At 72.3% G+C, this 15,001-nt stretch carries 17 protein-coding genes; 7 read left to right on the top strand and 10 right to left on the bottom strand.

Features of this window, described 5'->3' with window-relative positions:
• Nucleotides 1-40 precede the first annotated feature (40 nt).
• A complete protein-coding gene (locus M4D82_RS05885; RefSeq protein ID WP_249765025.1) occupies nucleotides 41-529 on the top strand; it encodes a nuclear transport factor 2 family protein in 489 nt (162 codons plus the stop codon).
• Between the two features lie 44 nt (nucleotides 530-573).
• Nucleotides 574-2,118, top strand: coding sequence for an apolipoprotein N-acyltransferase (lnt, locus tag M4D82_RS05890; RefSeq protein WP_249765026.1), 1,545 nt, complete (start codon nucleotides 574-576; stop codon nucleotides 2,116-2,118).
• Here lnt and M4D82_RS05895 read toward each other — a convergent pair.
• Complete coding sequence (locus M4D82_RS05895) at nucleotides 2,054-2,968, bottom strand: Gfo/Idh/MocA family protein (protein WP_249765027.1); 915 nt, start codon at nucleotides 2,966-2,968, stop codon at nucleotides 2,054-2,056. The two genes, lnt and M4D82_RS05895, sit on opposite strands and share 65 nt — an antisense overlap.
• Nucleotides 2,969-3,050: 82 nt before the next feature.
• On the opposite strand from M4D82_RS05895, the gene M4D82_RS05900 reads away from it, so the two are divergent.
• Both M4D82_RS05900 and M4D82_RS05905 read left to right on the top strand, forming a co-directional pair.
• On the top strand, nucleotides 3,051-3,572 hold the full coding sequence (locus M4D82_RS05900; RefSeq protein ID WP_249765028.1) for a DinB family protein: 522 nt from the start codon (nucleotides 3,051-3,053) through the stop codon (nucleotides 3,570-3,572).
• A 110-nt stretch (nucleotides 3,573-3,682) separates the two neighbouring features.
• Nucleotides 3,683-4,225, top strand: a complete 543-nt coding sequence (locus M4D82_RS05905) for a hypothetical protein (protein WP_249765029.1) — start codon at nucleotides 3,683-3,685, stop codon at nucleotides 4,223-4,225.
• 24 nt (nucleotides 4,226-4,249) lie between these two features.
• Here the strand turns inward: M4D82_RS05905 and M4D82_RS05910 are convergent, their stop codons facing one another.
• From M4D82_RS05910 to M4D82_RS05940, 7 genes are all read right to left on the bottom strand, one after another.
• Nucleotides 4,250-4,789, bottom strand: coding sequence for a hypothetical protein (locus M4D82_RS05910; RefSeq protein WP_249765030.1), 540 nt, complete (start codon nucleotides 4,787-4,789; stop codon nucleotides 4,250-4,252).
• 94 nt (nucleotides 4,790-4,883) lie between these two features.
• The gene (locus M4D82_RS05915) at nucleotides 4,884-5,552 is read right to left on the bottom strand and encodes a uracil-DNA glycosylase (RefSeq protein ID WP_249771504.1); all 669 of its coding nucleotides are present in this window, start codon (nucleotides 5,550-5,552) and stop codon (nucleotides 4,884-4,886) included.
• Between the two features lie 109 nt (nucleotides 5,553-5,661).
• Nucleotides 5,662-7,245: an ABC transporter substrate-binding protein gene (locus M4D82_RS05920; RefSeq protein WP_249765031.1), complete on the bottom strand. Its 1,584-nt coding sequence runs from the start codon at nucleotides 7,243-7,245 to the stop codon at nucleotides 5,662-5,664.
• A 152-nt stretch (nucleotides 7,246-7,397) separates the two neighbouring features.
• On the bottom strand, nucleotides 7,398-8,180 hold the full coding sequence (locus M4D82_RS05925) for an SDR family oxidoreductase (protein ID WP_249765032.1): 783 nt from the start codon (nucleotides 8,178-8,180) through the stop codon (nucleotides 7,398-7,400).
• A gap of 37 nt (nucleotides 8,181-8,217) precedes the next feature.
• Nucleotides 8,218-8,979 carry a 3-oxoacyl-ACP reductase FabG gene (fabG, locus tag M4D82_RS05930; protein WP_249765033.1) on the bottom strand — a complete coding sequence of 254 codons (762 nt, stop codon included), beginning with the start codon at nucleotides 8,977-8,979 and terminating at the stop codon, nucleotides 8,218-8,220.
• A gap of 157 nt (nucleotides 8,980-9,136) precedes the next feature.
• Complete coding sequence (locus M4D82_RS05935; protein ID WP_249765034.1) at nucleotides 9,137-9,520, bottom strand: DUF3037 domain-containing protein; 384 nt, start codon at nucleotides 9,518-9,520, stop codon at nucleotides 9,137-9,139.
• A complete protein-coding gene (locus M4D82_RS05940) occupies nucleotides 9,517-10,356 on the bottom strand; it encodes a HipA family kinase (protein WP_249765035.1) in 840 nt (279 codons plus the stop codon). Before M4D82_RS05940 ends, M4D82_RS05935 begins: the two co-directional genes overlap by 4 nt.
• Before the next feature lie 239 nt (nucleotides 10,357-10,595).
• Here M4D82_RS05940 and M4D82_RS05945 point away from each other — a divergent pair, with 239 nt between their 5' ends.
• Complete coding sequence (locus M4D82_RS05945) at nucleotides 10,596-12,833, top strand: catalase (protein ID WP_249765036.1); 2,238 nt, start codon at nucleotides 10,596-10,598, stop codon at nucleotides 12,831-12,833.
• 153 nt (nucleotides 12,834-12,986) lie between these two features.
• On the opposite strand, the gene M4D82_RS05950 is transcribed toward M4D82_RS05945, so the two are convergent.
• Nucleotides 12,987-13,235 (bottom strand): DUF4235 domain-containing protein, encoded by a 249-nt coding sequence (locus M4D82_RS05950; RefSeq protein ID WP_502989050.1) that lies wholly within the window; start codon nucleotides 13,233-13,235, stop codon nucleotides 12,987-12,989.
• 178 nt (nucleotides 13,236-13,413) lie between these two features.
• On the opposite strand from M4D82_RS05950, the gene M4D82_RS05955 reads away from it, so the two are divergent.
• Entirely contained in the window at nucleotides 13,414-13,725 is a 312-nt protein-coding gene (locus M4D82_RS05955; RefSeq protein ID WP_249765038.1) for a DUF6479 family protein, read from the top strand.
• Nucleotides 13,726-13,773: 48 nt separating this feature from the next.
• Here the strand turns inward: M4D82_RS05955 and M4D82_RS05960 are convergent, their stop codons facing one another.
• Complete coding sequence (locus tag M4D82_RS05960) at nucleotides 13,774-14,397, bottom strand: cysteine hydrolase family protein (protein ID WP_249765039.1); 624 nt, start codon at nucleotides 14,395-14,397, stop codon at nucleotides 13,774-13,776.
• Nucleotides 14,398-14,566: 169 nt separating this feature from the next.
• Between M4D82_RS05960 and M4D82_RS05965 the strand changes: the two genes are divergently transcribed.
• Nucleotides 14,567-14,995, top strand: coding sequence for a pyridoxamine 5'-phosphate oxidase family protein (locus tag M4D82_RS05965; protein WP_249771506.1), 429 nt, complete (start codon nucleotides 14,567-14,569; stop codon nucleotides 14,993-14,995).
• Nucleotides 14,996-15,001 lie beyond the last annotated feature (6 nt).

Here is a 15,001-nt window from a genome sequence, read left to right on the forward strand (position 1 = left end):
GCCCCTTCACCTCGGGGCCCCGGGCCCCCACACTGGGCCGATGACGCAGCGTGTGGATCTCGCGACGGTAATGGACCGGCTGGCCATCGACGAGCTGATCTCGGGATACGCGGCAGCCGTCGACGACGGGGACTGGGCTGCCTACCGCGCCCTGTTCACCCCCTCCGGGCGCGCCGACTACAGCGCGGCGGGCGGCGTCGCGGGGCCCGCCCGGGAGGTCGCCGACTGGCTCGCGACGGCCATGGAGCTGTTCCCCGTACGCCAGCACCTGATCGTCAACCGCCGGGTGCGGCTGGAGGACCGGGGCGGCTACCCGGGCGACGCGGCCGAGGTGTTGGCCGACTTCCTCAATCCGATGCGTCTGCGCGCCCCGGAGGACCGCCCGGAGGGCGGCCCGGCGGCCGAGCCGGCCACGACGCCCAACTTCGTGGCCGCGGGCCGCTACACGTTCACGCTCGCCCGCACCCCCGACGGCTGGCGCCTGACCGGGGTCACCGTCCACGAGAAGTGGCGGCACCTGGCGCTCTGAGCGCCGCACCGGAACCGGTCCCACACTGGAAGCGGAGGCGCGTCATGGGCACACGACGGACCCGGGGGTGGCGTGCGGCGGCCGCGACGGCCGCCGGGGCGCTGCCCTGCCTCGCCCTCCCCGCCCCCGGCCTGTGGTGGTTCGCCTACGTCGCCCTCGTGCCCTGGATGCTGCTGCTGCGCACCGCCCCCACCGCGCGGCGCGCGGCGCTGGAGGGCTGGCTCGGCGGAGCGGGCTTCATCGTGGCGGTGCACCACTGGCTGCTGCCGAGCCTGCACGTGTTCCTGATCCCGGTGGCCGCCCTGCTGGGGCTGCTGTGGATCCCGTTCGCGCTGTTGGTGCGGGAGCTGTTGGGCGGGATACCGACGGCGGGTCGGGCGGGGGCCGCGCTGACGTTGGTGCCGGCGGGGTGGCTGGTGTCGGAGCTGGCCCGGTCGTGGCAGGGGTTGGGCGGGCCGTGGGGGCTGCTGGGGGCCGGTCAGTGGGACGTGGCCCCCGCGCTGCGGGTGGCCTCGGTGGGCGGGGTGTGGCTGGTGAGCCTGCTGGTGGTGGCGGTGAACTGCGCGGTGGTGCTGCTGGTCGCGGTGCCGGGAGCGCGGGGCCCCGCCACGGCGGGACTGGCGGGCTGTGCGGTGCTGGCGGGGGCGGTGTGGCTGTGGGCGCCGCGGCCCGAGGTGACGGGGGCGCTGCGGGTGGCCGTCGTACAGCCGGGGCCGGTGGCGGGGGCGGAGAGCACGGAGCGGCGCTTCGAGGTCGGTGAGCGGCTGACCCGGACGCTGGTGGGCAGCCGGCCGGACCTGGTGGTGTGGGGCGAGAGCAGTGTCGGCACGGACCTGGCGGCGCGGCCGGACCTGGCGCGCCGGCTGGCCGCCCTCGCCCGGGAGGTCGGGGCTCCGGTGCTGGTCAACGTGGACGCGCGCCGCTCGGACCAGCCGGGCATATACAAGAGTTCGGTGCTGGTCGGCCCCGAGGGCCCGACCGGTGACCGGTACGACAAGATGCGGCTGGTCCCCTTCGGGGAGTACGTGCCCGCCCGCGCGCTGATGGGCTGGGCCACCTCGGTGGGTCGGGCGGCGGACGAGGACCGGATGCGCGGCGCCGCCCCGGTGGTGATGGACCTGCCCTACGGGCTGCGGGTGGGGCCGCTGGTGTGCTTCGAGTCCGCCTTCCCCGACATGAGCCGCCACCTGGTCCGGGCGGGCGCGGACATGCTCGTGGCCCAGTCGGCGACCTCCACCTTCCAGGACAGCTGGGCGCCGGCCCAGCACGCCTCGCTCGCCGCCCTGCGCGCCGCCGAGACGGGCCGTCCGGTGGTGCACGCCACCCTGACCGGCGTCAGCACCGTGTTCGGCCCGTCGGGCGAGCGGATCGGTGCGGCGCTGCCCACCTCGGCGAGTACGGCCGCCGTCTACGAGGTGCCCGGGGCCCGCGGTACCACCGTGTTCGCACGCTTCGGGAACTGGCCGGCGGGGGCCGCCCTGACCGCGCTCGTCCTGTACGGCGCGGCCCGGGGCGTGCGGACGGTCAGGGTCGCGGCGAGGCCTGCTCCAGGGCCGTCAGCACCACCCGCTCGCACAGCTCGTGGGTGAGGAGCGCGTCCCGGGCGCTGAGCGTCGTACCGGCTTCGACGGCCTCCAGGAAGGTGTCGACGACCTGCTCGATGCCGCGCTGGCGGGCGACCGACACCCAGTCCCCGCGCCGCCGTACGGTCGGCTGGCCCCGGTGGTCGATGACCTCGGCGAGGTTGACGACCTGCCGCTTGGCGTCCTGCCCCGAGACCTCCAGGATCTCCTCGCTGGAGCCCGACAGGCGGTTCATGACGCCGAGCGCGGTGAAGCCCTCCCCGGACATCTGGAGCACCACCTGATGCATCAATCCCTCGCGCACCACGGCCCGGACGTCGATGTGGTCCGCTTCGCCGGGCAGCAGGAAGCGCAGGGTGTCGACGACGTGGATGAAGTCGTCGAGGACCAGGGTGCGCGGGTCCTCGGGCAGCCCGACCCGGTTCTTCTGCAGGATGATCAGCTCGCGCGGGTGCTCGACGCACTGCGCGTAGCCGGGCGCGTGGCGGCGGTTGAAGCCCACGCAGAGGGAGACCCCGCGCTCCTCGGCCAGCTCCACCAAGCGCCGGGAGTCGGCGAGTTCGTAGGCCAGCGGCTTGTCCACGTACGTCGCCACGCCCGCCTCCACCAGCCGCTCCACGATCTCCGGGTGGGCGGTGGTCGGGGCGTGCACGAAGGCGGCGTCGAGGCCCTGGTCGAGCAGCGCGTCGAGCGAGGCGTGCAGGCGCTCGGCCGGGATGTGGTGGCGGGCTCCGATCCGCTCCAGGGTGGCGGGAGTACGGGTCTGCAGGTGCAGTTCGACTCCGGGGCGGGTGGTGAGGACGGGCAGGTACGCCTTCTGCGCGATGTCGCCGAGTCCGATGACGCCGACCTTCACCGGGAACCTCCTGGTCTGTGCCGAGTGGGTCCCCGCAGCTTAATCCCTGGTGGGAGGCGTCCCGTTCGATCAGGATGGAGCCATGACCTCTGATGGATCACACCGCCCCGAACCCTCCACGACCGCCGGCGAACGGGAGATGCTGGACGGCTGGCTGGACTACCACCGTTCGACCCTGGCCTGGAAGTGCGAGGGGCTCACGGACGAGCAGGTGCGGCTGACGTCGCTCAAGCCCTCGGGACTGAGCCTGTTGGGGCTCGTACGGCACATGGCGGAGGTGGAGCGGTACTGGTTCCGGGAGATCACCCTCGGCGAGGACCTGCCGGAGCTGTACAGCTCCCGGGAGAACGTGGACGGGGACTTCGAGTTCACGGACGCGGACACCTGGGCCGACGCCCGGCGGGTGTGGGAGACCGAGGTGGAGCTGGCGCGGCAGGCCGTCGCGGGCCGCTCCCTCGACAGCGTGTCGGACGCCGCGAGCCACCACCGGGGCGAGGTGTTCAACCTCCGCTGGGTCTACACCCACATGATCGAGGAGTACGCGCGCCACAACGGCCACGCCGACCTGCTGCGCGAGCACGTCGACGGCGTCACGGGCGAGTGACGTGAGGGGAGGGGCGGTGTCCGCCGGACATCCCCCTCCCGTCACCCGTGCGGGGTGAATATGGGCTCCGGGTTTTCCCAACGGGGATCTCGCCCAGCAGAGTTGCGCGGGTGCATTCCACCCGAACCTCCACGAAACTGCTCCTCGGCATGGCCTGCGCCGTCTCGGCCGTCTCCGGCTGCGTGCAGGTGACGCCCGCGCCCACGCATCCGGCGGGAGCGCCCGCGGCCGGCGCGCCCCCGCAGCACGAGCCGCGCGGGGGCCCTGGGGCCGCCGCGGTGGTCGTCCAGTCGCCCGCGCTGGAAGCGCTGGGGGCCCTACGGGCGCTCCCCGGGGACTCCGGCCCGGCGACCGCGCCGACGACGGCCTCCCGGCGGGCCACGACGCACACCACGGGCCAGGCGCCGGCGGGGCCCGGGGAGGCCTCTCCCCCGGTCCCGGACATCCCGGAGCCACGACGGCCCGCCGCGCGGCCCCCAGGGGGCTCCGGAGGCGTTCCGGAGGCCGTAGGGCGTGAGGCGCGGGTGCCGCGCGAGCTGACGCGGGAGCTTCCGGTTCGGCCGGCCGACGTGTGCGCCTTGGGGCGGCGGCACGGGCGCTGGCACCCGGACAGCCCGGAGGCCCGTATCTGCGCGGGCGTCCGCGACGGCTGAGCCCCTCAGGGGTGCGGTGGCCCGCTACGGCGACTGTTCCGGGAAGGGCCTGGGCGGCGGCCCCTCCCCCTGCCCCGGCTCCGCCGCGAGGCGGCGCTCCAGTCGGGCGATGGCGGCCCGCACCCCGTTCCCGTACCCGTCGTCGGCCAGCGCCTCGGTGGCCGCCCGTGCGCGGGCGAGGTGCAGGCGGGCCGCCTCGGGCCGGCGCAGCTTGACGTAGTCGGCGGCCAGGCTGAGGTGCAGCGACGGGTAGAACACGCGCACGGCCCGGTACGGCTCGGCGCCTCCCGGCGGCGGTCTCTCCGCGAGCCGCTCTTCCAGCCCCTCGGCGGCGATCAGGGCCCGCAGGTCCCACGCCAGCTCGTCGGCGGGGTCGTCCTGGGCGTCGGCGAGGTAGTGCGCCAGGGTGCAGCGGTGCAGGGAGTCACCGTCCTCGTCGAGCTCGGCCCACAACTCGGCGAGCCGGTTGCGGGCCTCCTCGCGGTCACCGGCGTGCAGCAGGATGACCGCCTGGCCGATCCTGGTCATGACGGCGTCCTCGGACGCCTCCCGCTGCTCCGTCAACGCGGCCTCCGACTCGCTCCGCCGGACCTTCGCGGTCCGGTCAGCACGAAGCTAACCGGAGGCGGCGGCTTCGACGCCGAGGCGCGGTGTGGCGTCAGCCCAGGTCCGGGATCCGCCAGTCAATCGGCTCATGGCCCTGGGCGGCGACGGCCTCGTTGATCTGGGTGAAGGGGCGGGAGCCGAAGAACTTCTTCGCCGACAGCGGGGAGGGGTGGGCGCCCTTGACGATGACGTGCCGCTCGGTGTCGATCAGCGGGATCTTCTTCTGGGCGTAGGCGCCCCAGAGCACGAAGACGACCGGGTCGGGCCGCTCGGAGACGGCGCGGATGACGGCGTCGGTGAACTTCTCCCAGCCCTTGCCCTTGTGCGAGTTGGGCTCGGCCTCGCGAACGGTGAGGACCGCGTTGAGCAGCAGGACGCCCTGCAGGGCCCACGGCATCAGGTAGCCGTTGTCGGGGACGGGGAGGCCGAGCTCCTCCTTCATCTCCTTGTAGATGTTGCGCAGCGAGGGCGGGGTCTTGACCCCGGGCCGCACGGAGAAGCACAGGCCGTGGCCCTGGCCGGCGCCGTGGTACGGGTCCTGGCCGAGGACGAGCACCTTGACCTTGTCGAACGGCGTGGCCTCCAGGGCCGCGAACACCTGCTCGCGGGGCGGGTAGACCGGCCCGTTGGCCCGCTCCTTCTCGACGAACTCCAGGAGTTCCTTGAAGTAGGGCTGCTCCAGCTCCCCGCCGACAGCGGGGAGCCAGGACTCGGGCAGCATCTGGGTCACGTCGACAACCTCCGGTACAAGTTCGTGCAACTGCTCTGAACCTACCCGGGGCCACTGACAACGCCGCGACCCGGCCGGCGTCGGGCGCCGGCCGGCGCCGTCACCAGCTGGTCTTGCGGTACAGCTCCCACATCTGCATGGCGGTCTGCGGGTCGAGGGCCCGCTCGGCGCCGGCGATGTCCTCGCGAGCGCCGACGTAGAGCTTGCCCTGCCACAGGGGCAGCAGGCGGACGTCCTGGGCGAAGATCTGCTGGGCCGTCTCGAATTCCCGGATGCCCAGCGACCGGTCGCCCTCGCGGCGCGACTTGGGCAGCAGCTCGTTCATGATCTGCGGCGGCTCGTACGGGGTGCCGACCGCGTTCTCCTTGCCGACGAACGGCGCGATGAAGTTGTCGGGGTCCGGGAAGTCCGGGAACCAGCCGCGGCCGAAGACCGGGTACTGGCCGCCCTTGTAGCCGTCCTGGAAGGCGACCCAGGGCTGGCCGCGCAGAGTGATCTTGAAGAGGCCGCTCTCGTCGAGCTGGCGCTTGATCTCGGTGAACTCGTCGGCGGTGGAGGCGCCGTAGCGGTCGGTGGTGTACCAGAAGGTCAGATCCACCGGCAGGGGGACCCCGGCGGTCTTGAGGATCTTCCTGGCCTTCTCGACGTCGGCGTTGCCGTAGAGGTCGAAGAAGGGCGTCTTGTGGCCCACGACGCCCTTGGGAACCATCGAGTAGAGCGGCTCGGCGGTGCCCTGGTAGACCTTCGAGACGATCGCGCCCCGGTCGATGACCTGGGCGATCGCCTGGCGCACGGCCGGCTTGGCGACCTGCGGGTCGTTCGGGTTGAAGACCAGGTAGCGGATCTCGGCGCCGACGTTCTCCACGACCTGCACGCCGAGGTTGTGCGAGGCGGGCGTCTGGAGGTCCTTGATCTCCGCGGCGGAGAGCCCTCGGTAGGTGGCGTCGATCTCCTTGTCCTTGAGGGCCGCGACCATCTTCTTGGAGTCGGAGAAGTAGCGGATCGTCACGCCGTCGTTGCGGCGGTTGGCGAAGCCGGCGTAGGTCTCGTTGCGGCCGAGGACCGCCTCGGAGCCCTGCTCGTACGAGGTGAGGACGTAGGGGCCGGAGCCGGTGATCTTCCCGTCGTTGCGGATCTTGTCGGCGGGGTAGTCCTTCGGCGCGACCAGGGAGGCGGCCGGCGAGCCCAGCACGTACGGGAAGGTCGCGTCGGGGGTCTTCAGGTGGAAGACGACCGTGAGCGGGTCCGGGGTCTCGATCTTCTCCAGCGTCCCGAAGAGGCCCGCGGGGCCGACCTTGTGGTTGATCTTCTTGATGCGGTCGAGGGAGTGCTTGACCGCCTTGGAGTCGAGCGCCTCGCCGTTGGAGAACTTCAGGCCCTTGCGCAGGGTGCAGCGGTAGGACTCGTTGGCCGCGTCGGTGAACTCGCAGTTCTGCGCGGCGTCGGGCTGGGGCTTGGTGCTGCCCGTCGGGAAGGCCAGGAGGGTCTGGTAGACGTTGCGGTACAGCTCCCAGGAGCCGTCCCAGGCCGCGGCCGGATCGAGGGTGCTGGGGGCACTGGTCGTGCCGACGACGATCCGCTTCGCGCTGTCGCCGCTGTCGTCCGAGAACAGACCGCACCCGGAGAGCAGGGATATGGACGCAACGGCCGCAGCGATCTGCAGGCATCTGGTCCGGTTGAACACGTGCACGCTCCTCGATCAGCCAGGGGTGCGGCAGACCCTACCGCAGTGCATCACAAATCCAATGGATAGGTTTCGTGAGGCACTTGACCGATTTAGGACGCATTAGGTACGCATTTGCCTCCCGTCGGGAGGCAAATGCGTCCGGTTATCGGTCAGTGCACTCCGGCATTGAGGAACATTCCCCCATCGACCACCAGAGTTTGTCCCGTGATCCATTCCGCTTGTGCAGATGTCAGGAATGCGGCGGCTCCGCCGATGTCCTCCGGGACGCCGAGCCGGCCGAGCGGGTAGGCGGCCGCGGCCTCCTGCTCCCGGCCCTCGTAGAGCGCCTGCGCGAAGCGGGTCTTCACCACGGCCGGCGCGATCGCGTTCACCCGCACGCCCGGCGCCATCTCGTGCGCGAGCTGGAGGGTGAGGTTGACCATGGCCGCCTTGCTCATCCCGTACGCGCCGATGAAGGGCGAGGCGGAGATCCCGGCGATGGAGGCGATGTTCACGATCGCCCCGCCGTTCTCCTTCTGCCAGGCGTGCCAGGTCCGCTGCGCGAAGCCGAGCGCGGAGATCACGTTCGTCTCGAACACCTTGCGCGCGACCCCGAGGTCGAGGTCCGCGATCGGCCCGAAGACCGGATTGGTGCCCGCGTTGTTGATCAGGAAGTCGACGCGGCCGAAGGCCTCCATCGTCCGTTCCACGGCGACGGCCTGGTGGGCCTCGTCGTGCGCCTTGCCCGCGACGCCGATCACCCGGTCCGCGCCGAGCCGCTCCACGGCCTCCTTGAGCGCCTCCTCGTTGCGCCCGGTGATGCACACCCGGTCGCCCCGCGCGACGAGCGCCTCGGCCACGCCGTAGCCGATGCCCCGGCTCGCCCCGGTGACCAGCGCGACCTTGCCGCTGTCGGCCCTGTCGCCGCTGTCGATGACGTTCTCGTCCGTCATGCTGTACGTCCTGTCTCTCGTGGACCGCGATCGTTCGTCAGTTGAGCGGGCCGCCGGCCACGTACATGACCTGGCCCGAGACGAAGCCCGCGGCGTCGCCCGTGAAGAAGGCGATGGCGTTGGCGATGTCCTCGGGGCGGCCGACGCGCTGTACGGGGATCTGGGTGGCGGCCGCCTGCTGGAACTCCTCGAAGCCCATGCCGACGCGGGCGGCGGTCTGCGCGGTCATCTCGGTGACGATGAAGCCCGGGGCGACGGCGTTGGCGGTGACGCCGAACTTGCCGAGCTCGATGGCGAGGGTCTTGGTGAAGCCCTGCAAGCCGGCCTTGGCGGCGGCGTAGTTGGCCTGGCCGCGGTTGCCGAGCGCCGAGCTGCTGGAGAGGTTCACGACGCGGCCAAACTTGGCCTCCACCATGTACTTCTGACAGGCCCGCGCCATCAGGAACGCACCGCGCAGGTGGACGTTCATGACCGTGTCCCAGTCGCTGTCGCTCATCTTGAAGAGCAGGTTGTCGCGGAGCACGCCCGCGTTGTTGACCAGGATGGTCGGAGCGCCGAGCGTGCTCGCGACCCGCTCGACGGCCGCCTCCACCTGCGCGGCGTCGGAGACGTCGCAGCCGACGGCCAGGGCCTTGCCGCCGGCCGCCGTGATCGCCTCCACGGTGTCCTTGCAGGCCGCCTCGTCGAGGTCGAGTACGGCGACGGCGCGGCCCTCGGCCGCCAGGCGGACGGCCGTGGCCGCGCCGATGCCACGGGCCGCCCCGGTCACGATCGCGACGCGCTGCTCGGTGGTGGACATGCTGGATCTCCTCGCCCTTGAGAAACGGCCGCCCGAGGTGAGCAACCGCTTAGTAGCTTCAGCTGAGGAGACGCTAGGAGCCGTGGCACCCCGTGTCAACGGGACCCGGGTCGGGCGGGCCGTTCACCCGGCCGGCACCAGCCGCCCGGCGCGAGGATCAGCGGACCAACAGGTCCAACAGGCGTTCCACCTCCGCCTCCGGGTCCGCCGTCAGCCCCGTGTGGACCGGACCCGGCTGCACCACCGTGCTGCGCGGGGCGATCAGCCAGCGGAACCTGCGCCCCGCGTCGTCGCCCGCCGCCTGCCCGGCCGACTCGCCGCCGGCGCACAGCCCCTCGACCCCGCGCAGCGCGGCCCGGACCCCGGCCACGTCGGCCGTCGGGTCGAGGGCGAGGAGCTTCGCCTCGTCGAGATGGGTGCGCGCGGCCACGTAGGAGTGCGCCCGGCAGTAGACGATGACGCCGGCGTTGAAACACTCGCCGCGTTCCATCCGGGGCACCACGCGCACCAGCGCGTACTCGAACACGTCCCGCTTGGTCACTCGCTGTCGCTCTTCTTCTTGTTCGGCTGGGGGGCGAGGCGCTCGGCGAGCCACCCCGGCGGACCGGAACGGGGCCGGACCTCGGCCTCCATCGTGATCCTCTCGTGGATCGTCGCCGCGCGCGGCAGCAGGGCGTCGACGTAGGCGCGTCGGACCGCGTCGGTGGTCTCGAAGCCCGGCTCGTCGACGAGCCACTCGTCGGGGACGTCGGCGGTGACCTCGGTCAGCAGTTCCTCGGTCACCAGCGGCGCCAGCTCGGCCGCGGCGGCCGCGATGTCGGGGCCCACGGGGGCCAGGGCGTGGTCGGAGGCGTTGTAGGGCTTGGCGGCGGCGGCCTGGGCGGTGGGCCAGTTGTGGTGCCAGATCATGGTGGCGCCGTGGTCGATGAGCCACAGGTCCCCGTGCCAGACCAGCATGTTCGGGTTGCGCCAGGACCGGTCGACGTTGTTGATCAGCGCGTCGAACCAGACCACGCGCCCCGCCTCGACCGGGTCCGCCTCGTAGGCGAGCGGGTCGAAGCCGATCGAGCCGGGCAGGTAGTCCATGCCGAGGTTCAGGCCGCCGCTGGCCTTCAGCAGCTCCTGGACCTCCTCGTCGGGCTCGGCAAGCCCGATGACGGGGTCGAGCTGCATCTGCACCAGCCGAGGCACGCGCAGGCCGAGGCGCTGGGCGAGACGCCCGCAGACGACTTCGGCGACCAGGGTCTTGCGGCCCTGACCGGCTCCGGTGAATTTCATGACGTAGGTCCCGAGGTCGTCGGCCTCGACGATCCCCGGCAGCGAGCCGCCCTCACGCAAGGGCGTGACATAGCGGGTGGCGATCACTTCTGTAAGCATTTTCCGAGGGTATCCATTCATCAAACCTTGCAATCAAAGGGACACGCCCTCCTCTTGTGTCACCCGCCGGCCTGACAGACGAGCACCGAGGAGCTCCCCCGCCAGAGTATGCGTCGTGATCGTCACGCCCTATCGAGATTCCTTGGGTACGGCAGGAATCTCCGTTTCTCCCGGTTTCTCCCGCCGGATCCGGGCACGCGCCTCGTGAACCCCTGACACACCCTTCCCAGGGAGAGACCATGACCAACGAGAAGTCCGAGACCACCGCGGAGGCGGGCGACACGATTCTGCCGGGCAGGCCCGGCCCCCTCCCCGCGCCGCTGGCCGAGCCCACGCGGCCCGTGGAGCCCCTGCCGCCCAAGCCGGACCAGGAGGGCCCCGAGACCGTGAGTCCGACCGGGCAGGCGACCGGCGCCGACCAGGCGCGCGTGGCGCAGAGCGGCGCGTACCTGACCACCGCCCAGGGCGCACGGCTGTACGACACCGACCACTCGCTGAAGGCGGGTGAGCGGGGGCCGGTCCTGCTCCAGGACCACCACCTGCGCGAGAAGATCACCCACTTCGACCACGAGCGGATCCCCGAGCGGGTCGTCCACGCCCGTGGCGCGGCGGCCCACGGCGTCTTCATGGGCTACGGAGCCGCCGGCGAGGTGTCGAAGGCCGCCTTCCTCGCCAAGGACGTCGAGACACCCGTGTTCGTACGCTTCTCCACCGTCCTGGGTTCGCGCGGCTCGGCGGACACCGTGCGAGACACCCGCGGGTTCGCGACGAAGTTCTACACCGAAGAGGGCACCTTCGACCTCGTCGGCAACAACATCCCGGTGTTCTTCATCCAGGACGCGGTGAAGTTCCCCGACGTCATCCACGCCGGCAAGCCGCACCCCGACCGGGAGATACCGCAGGCGCAGAGCGCGCACGACACCTTCTGGGACTTCGTCTCCCTGCACACCGAGGCCACCCACCACACCCTGTGGAACATGTCCGACCGGGGCATCCCGCGCTCCTACCGCATGATGGAGGGCTTCGGGGTCCACACCTTCCGCATGGTCAACGCCGCCGGCGAGAGCGTGCTGGTGAAGTTCCACTGGAAGCCGAAGCTCGGCGTGCACTCGCTGGCCTGGGAAGAGGCGCAGCTCATCGGCGGGATGGACCCCGACTTCCACCGCCGGGACCTGTTCGACGCCATCGAGGCGGGCGCCTTCCCGCAGTGGGAACTGGGCATCCAGGTCTTCCCCGACACCCCGGAGCAGACCTTCGAGGGCATCGACCTCCTCGACCCGACGAAGATCGTTCCGGAGGAGCTGTCGCCGGTCCAGCCCATCGGGCTGATGACGCTGAACGCCAACACCAAGAACTACTTCGCCGAGACCGAGCAGGTCGCCTTCCACCCCGGCCACCTCGTCCCCGGCATCGACGTCACCGACGACCCGCTCCTCGCCGGCCGGCTCTTCTCCTACCTCGACACGCAGATCAGCCGGCTCGGCGGCCCCAACTTCGGCCAGATCCCGATCAACCGGCCGCAGACCCCCGTCAACGACATGCTCCGCGACGGCATGCACCAGACCGCCGTGCACACGGGCGTCGCCCCGTACCGTCCCAACAGCCTGGACGGCGGCTGCCCCTTCCTCGCCGGAGCGGACACCGCCGCGTTCGTCGAGACGCCCGTGGCCGTCCCCGCCGCGAGCAAGGTCCGTGCGGCGTCCGCCTCGTTCTCGGACCACTTCACCCAACCGCGCATGTTCTGGCTCAGCATGACCCCGCCGGAGCGCGAACACATCATCGCCGCCTACACCTTCGAACTGAACAAGTGCCGGGAACCGGCCGTCAAGGAACGCACCCTGAAGGTCCTGGCGAACATCGACCCGGAGCTGTGCTCCGCCGTCGCCGAGGGGCTCGGGCTGCCGGCCCCCGAAGCCACCGTGCCGCTCGTCGCGGTCGACCCCAGCCCCGCCCTCTCGCAGCTGGGCCGGGCCTGGCCGACCGACGGCCGCGTGATCGGCATCGTGGCCGACGCCGCCGCCGACCTCGTCGGCGTACGGAGCGTGCGGCAGGCGGTCCTGGACACGGGGATGACGCCCCTCGTCATCGGACCGACCGGAGGAACGCTCGACGCCGACGGCGACCCGGTCCCCGTGCAGCGGACCTATGCCACCGCCCGCTCCGTCGAGTTCGACGCCCTGTTGTTCGCCGGTGCTCCCGCCGCCGGCGCCGACGCCCACGGCGCTCGGGACGCCAAGGCGGGGGCACCCGGGCCGCAGCCCCTCGACCCCCGGGTCCTGCTCCTGCTGACCGAGGCGTACCGGCACGGCAAGGCCCTCGGGGGCTGGAACGGCGCACACCGGCTGCTCGAAGCCACCGGCATCGACCGGGAAGGAGCCGGGGTCGTGGTGGACGAGGACGCGGTCGCGGTCGCGGACGCCGTCACCGCCGCCCTGACGGAGCACCGGGCCTGGGACAGGTTCCCGGCCGAGGCCTGACCCCGGCGCGGCGGCGGGCTCCGGCGGCCCCCGGCGCCCGCCGCCGCCGGGGGCCGGCTTCACACCGGCCGGGCGAAGGAGGGCGTCGGCCGCCCGGGTATCCGTCGTACGGGCGAGGGGCCGAGGGCCGGGGGGCGGGGGGCGGCCAGGCCGTTACGCCGGCCAGGTACCCGTCAACCTGCGCACGCCCGCGGCTCCGCCCCGGTCGACAGCCGCCTTCACGGCGGCGAAGACCGCCCCCTGCAGGGCGGCGGCCGGCAGGATCTCACGCCAGGTCCGGGACTCGTCCAGCGCGTCCGGGGCGTCGTCGGTCCGGCCGATCACCCGCCACAGCTGCTTGAACAGCAGCCCGGACGCCATCCCGCTGACCGCTCCCAGGGCCAGCCCGACCGGCCTGTACATGATCTTGGCCTTGTTCACGCTGCCTCCTCGGACGTGGGCCGACCCGGTGTCCTGGCGCCTGCCCCTGCCGGGCCCGGCAAAACACCGGGCCGCGGTCGCGAGGAGACCGTTTCCCCCGCACCCGCGCGGGCAGACGATCCAGCCTGTGACCCAGGAACCCTCCGAAAGGCGGACCACCATGCCGGACCTCTCATCCTCCCTCCCGCTGTCCGCCGGCGCGGCCGGCGCGGGCCTGTTGGCCGTGGGCGTCGTGGTAGCCCTCCTCCTGATCGCGGCCGTCTGGTGGGGCATCCGGCGCCGCGCCGCCCAGCCCCCGCCCTCCGGCGCCCCCTCCGGGCCCGCGGCCCGGCGGCCCCACCGTGTCGAGCAGCACCGCGAGGCCGATCCCGAGGCGTTCCCGGGCGGCGGCGAAAGGCTGTCCCCGCACGAGATGAAGGGCTACGGGAACCTCGGCTCCCGGCGCGCGGGCGGCGACGCGGCCGACCGGTGACACGACCCGCCGCGCCGGTCCGCCCCCGACCCCGTAGGCCGGCCGGGGTCAGCGCGCGGGGTCCCAGCGCTCCAGCAGCGCTTCGGTCGTGGTGATGGTCGCCACGAGCGCGAGCGAGTTGCGGATCACCTCGGCGGTGCAGGAGGCGGGCACCCCGGCGATGGCGTCGGCCGGGACCACCACGTCGTAGCCCAGGTTCACGGCGTCGAAGACGGTGTTCGGGATGGCGATGTTCGAGGAGACGCCGGTCACGACGAGGGTGCGGACGCCGAGGTTGCGCAGCAGGGCGTCCAGGTCGGTGCCGGCCATCGGGGAGAGCCCGTGCAGGCGCCGGACCACGAGGTCCTCGGCGGCGACGGCGATGGGAGCCGCGACCTCCACCGCCCGGCTTCCTGTCAGCTGGCGCACGGGCAGCCTCCCGGCGGCCCGGAACAGGCGCGCGTTGCTGTTCGCCCCCCGCCCGTCGGGCCGTCGTTCCGCCACCGCGTGCAGGACCTGTACGCCGACCCCGCGCGCGGCGTCGACCAGTGCGGCCACCCGCGCCAGCATGCCGGAGTCGCGGGCCTCCTTGGCCAGTTCGGGCAGGGCGCTCTCCTCGCCGACGACGCCGTTTTGGCACTCGACGGTGAGCAGCGCGGTGGTGGCGGCTTCGAGTGCGTCGGGTTCCGGCATGGCTCCCCCTGGCGTGGTGACGGAAGAGCCCGCATGATTCCTGACACACAGTCAGATGTGAAGGGGCGCGGAACCGATGGACGACACGCAGCCGAACGACACGCAGCCGGCCGACACACACCCTCACGAGGCACCGACACGGACGGCCCAGCGGCGGGGCCGGCGCGTCATGATGACCGACGCGGAGGTGGATTCCTTCCTGCGCGAGCAGCGCACCTGCCGGGTGGCCACCGTCTCCCCCGACGGCCGTCCGCACGTGGGCGCCCTGTGGTTCGCCTGGGACGGCGCCTCGCTGTGGCTGTACTCGATCACGCGCAGCCGCCGCTGGTCCGACCTGCGCAAGGACCCGCGGATTTCGGTCGTCGTGGACGCCGGGGAGTCGTACGACGAACTGCGCGGGGTGGAGCTGTCCGGCCGCGCCGTCTTCGTGGGCGAGGCCCCGCGCACCGGGGAGGAGCCGTGCCCGGAGCTGGACGAGCCGGAACGGCTCTTCCCCGTGAAGAACTTCGGGATCCCGACGATGCCGCACGACGGCCGCCACGCCTGGATCCGGCTCACACCGGAGTCGATCGTCTCCTGGGACTTCCGCAAGTTGTAGGCCGAC

This window comes from Streptomyces sp. RerS4, from assembly GCF_023515955.1.
In the GTDB taxonomy this organism is placed as follows: Bacteria; Actinomycetota; Actinomycetes; order Streptomycetales; family Streptomycetaceae; genus Streptomyces.

Excerpts from the sequence above, each read along its gene's own strand:
- M4D82_RS05885 (WP_249765025.1), top strand. The coding sequence starts at position 41 with ATGACGCAGCGTGTGGATCTCGCGACGGTAATGGACCGGCTGGCCATC.
- lnt (WP_249765026.1), top strand. The coding sequence starts at position 574 with ATGGGCACACGACGGACCCGGGGGTGGCGTGCGGCGGCCGCGACGGCC.
- M4D82_RS05900 (WP_249765028.1), top strand. The coding sequence starts at position 3,051 with ATGACCTCTGATGGATCACACCGCCCCGAACCCTCCACGACCGCCGGC.
- M4D82_RS05915 (WP_249771504.1), bottom strand. The coding sequence starts at position 5,552 with ATGCTGCCCGAGTCCTGGCTCCCCGCTGTCGGCGGGGAGCTGGAGCAG.
- M4D82_RS05925 (WP_249765032.1), bottom strand. The coding sequence starts at position 8,180 with ATGACGGACGAGAACGTCATCGACAGCGGCGACAGGGCCGACAGCGGC.
- fabG (WP_249765033.1), bottom strand. The coding sequence starts at position 8,979 with ATGTCCACCACCGAGCAGCGCGTCGCGATCGTGACCGGGGCGGCCCGT.
- M4D82_RS05940 (WP_249765035.1), bottom strand. The coding sequence starts at position 10,356 with ATGCTTACAGAAGTGATCGCCACCCGCTATGTCACGCCCTTGCGTGAG.
- M4D82_RS05945 (WP_249765036.1), top strand. The coding sequence starts at position 10,596 with ATGACCAACGAGAAGTCCGAGACCACCGCGGAGGCGGGCGACACGATT.
- M4D82_RS05950 (WP_502989050.1), bottom strand. The coding sequence starts at position 13,235 with ATGTACAGGCCGGTCGGGCTGGCCCTGGGAGCGGTCAGCGGGATGGCG.
- M4D82_RS05955 (WP_249765038.1), top strand. The coding sequence starts at position 13,414 with ATGCCGGACCTCTCATCCTCCCTCCCGCTGTCCGCCGGCGCGGCCGGC.
- M4D82_RS05960 (WP_249765039.1), bottom strand. The coding sequence starts at position 14,397 with ATGCCGGAACCCGACGCACTCGAAGCCGCCACCACCGCGCTGCTCACC.
- M4D82_RS05965 (WP_249771506.1), top strand. The coding sequence starts at position 14,567 with ATGATGACCGACGCGGAGGTGGATTCCTTCCTGCGCGAGCAGCGCACC.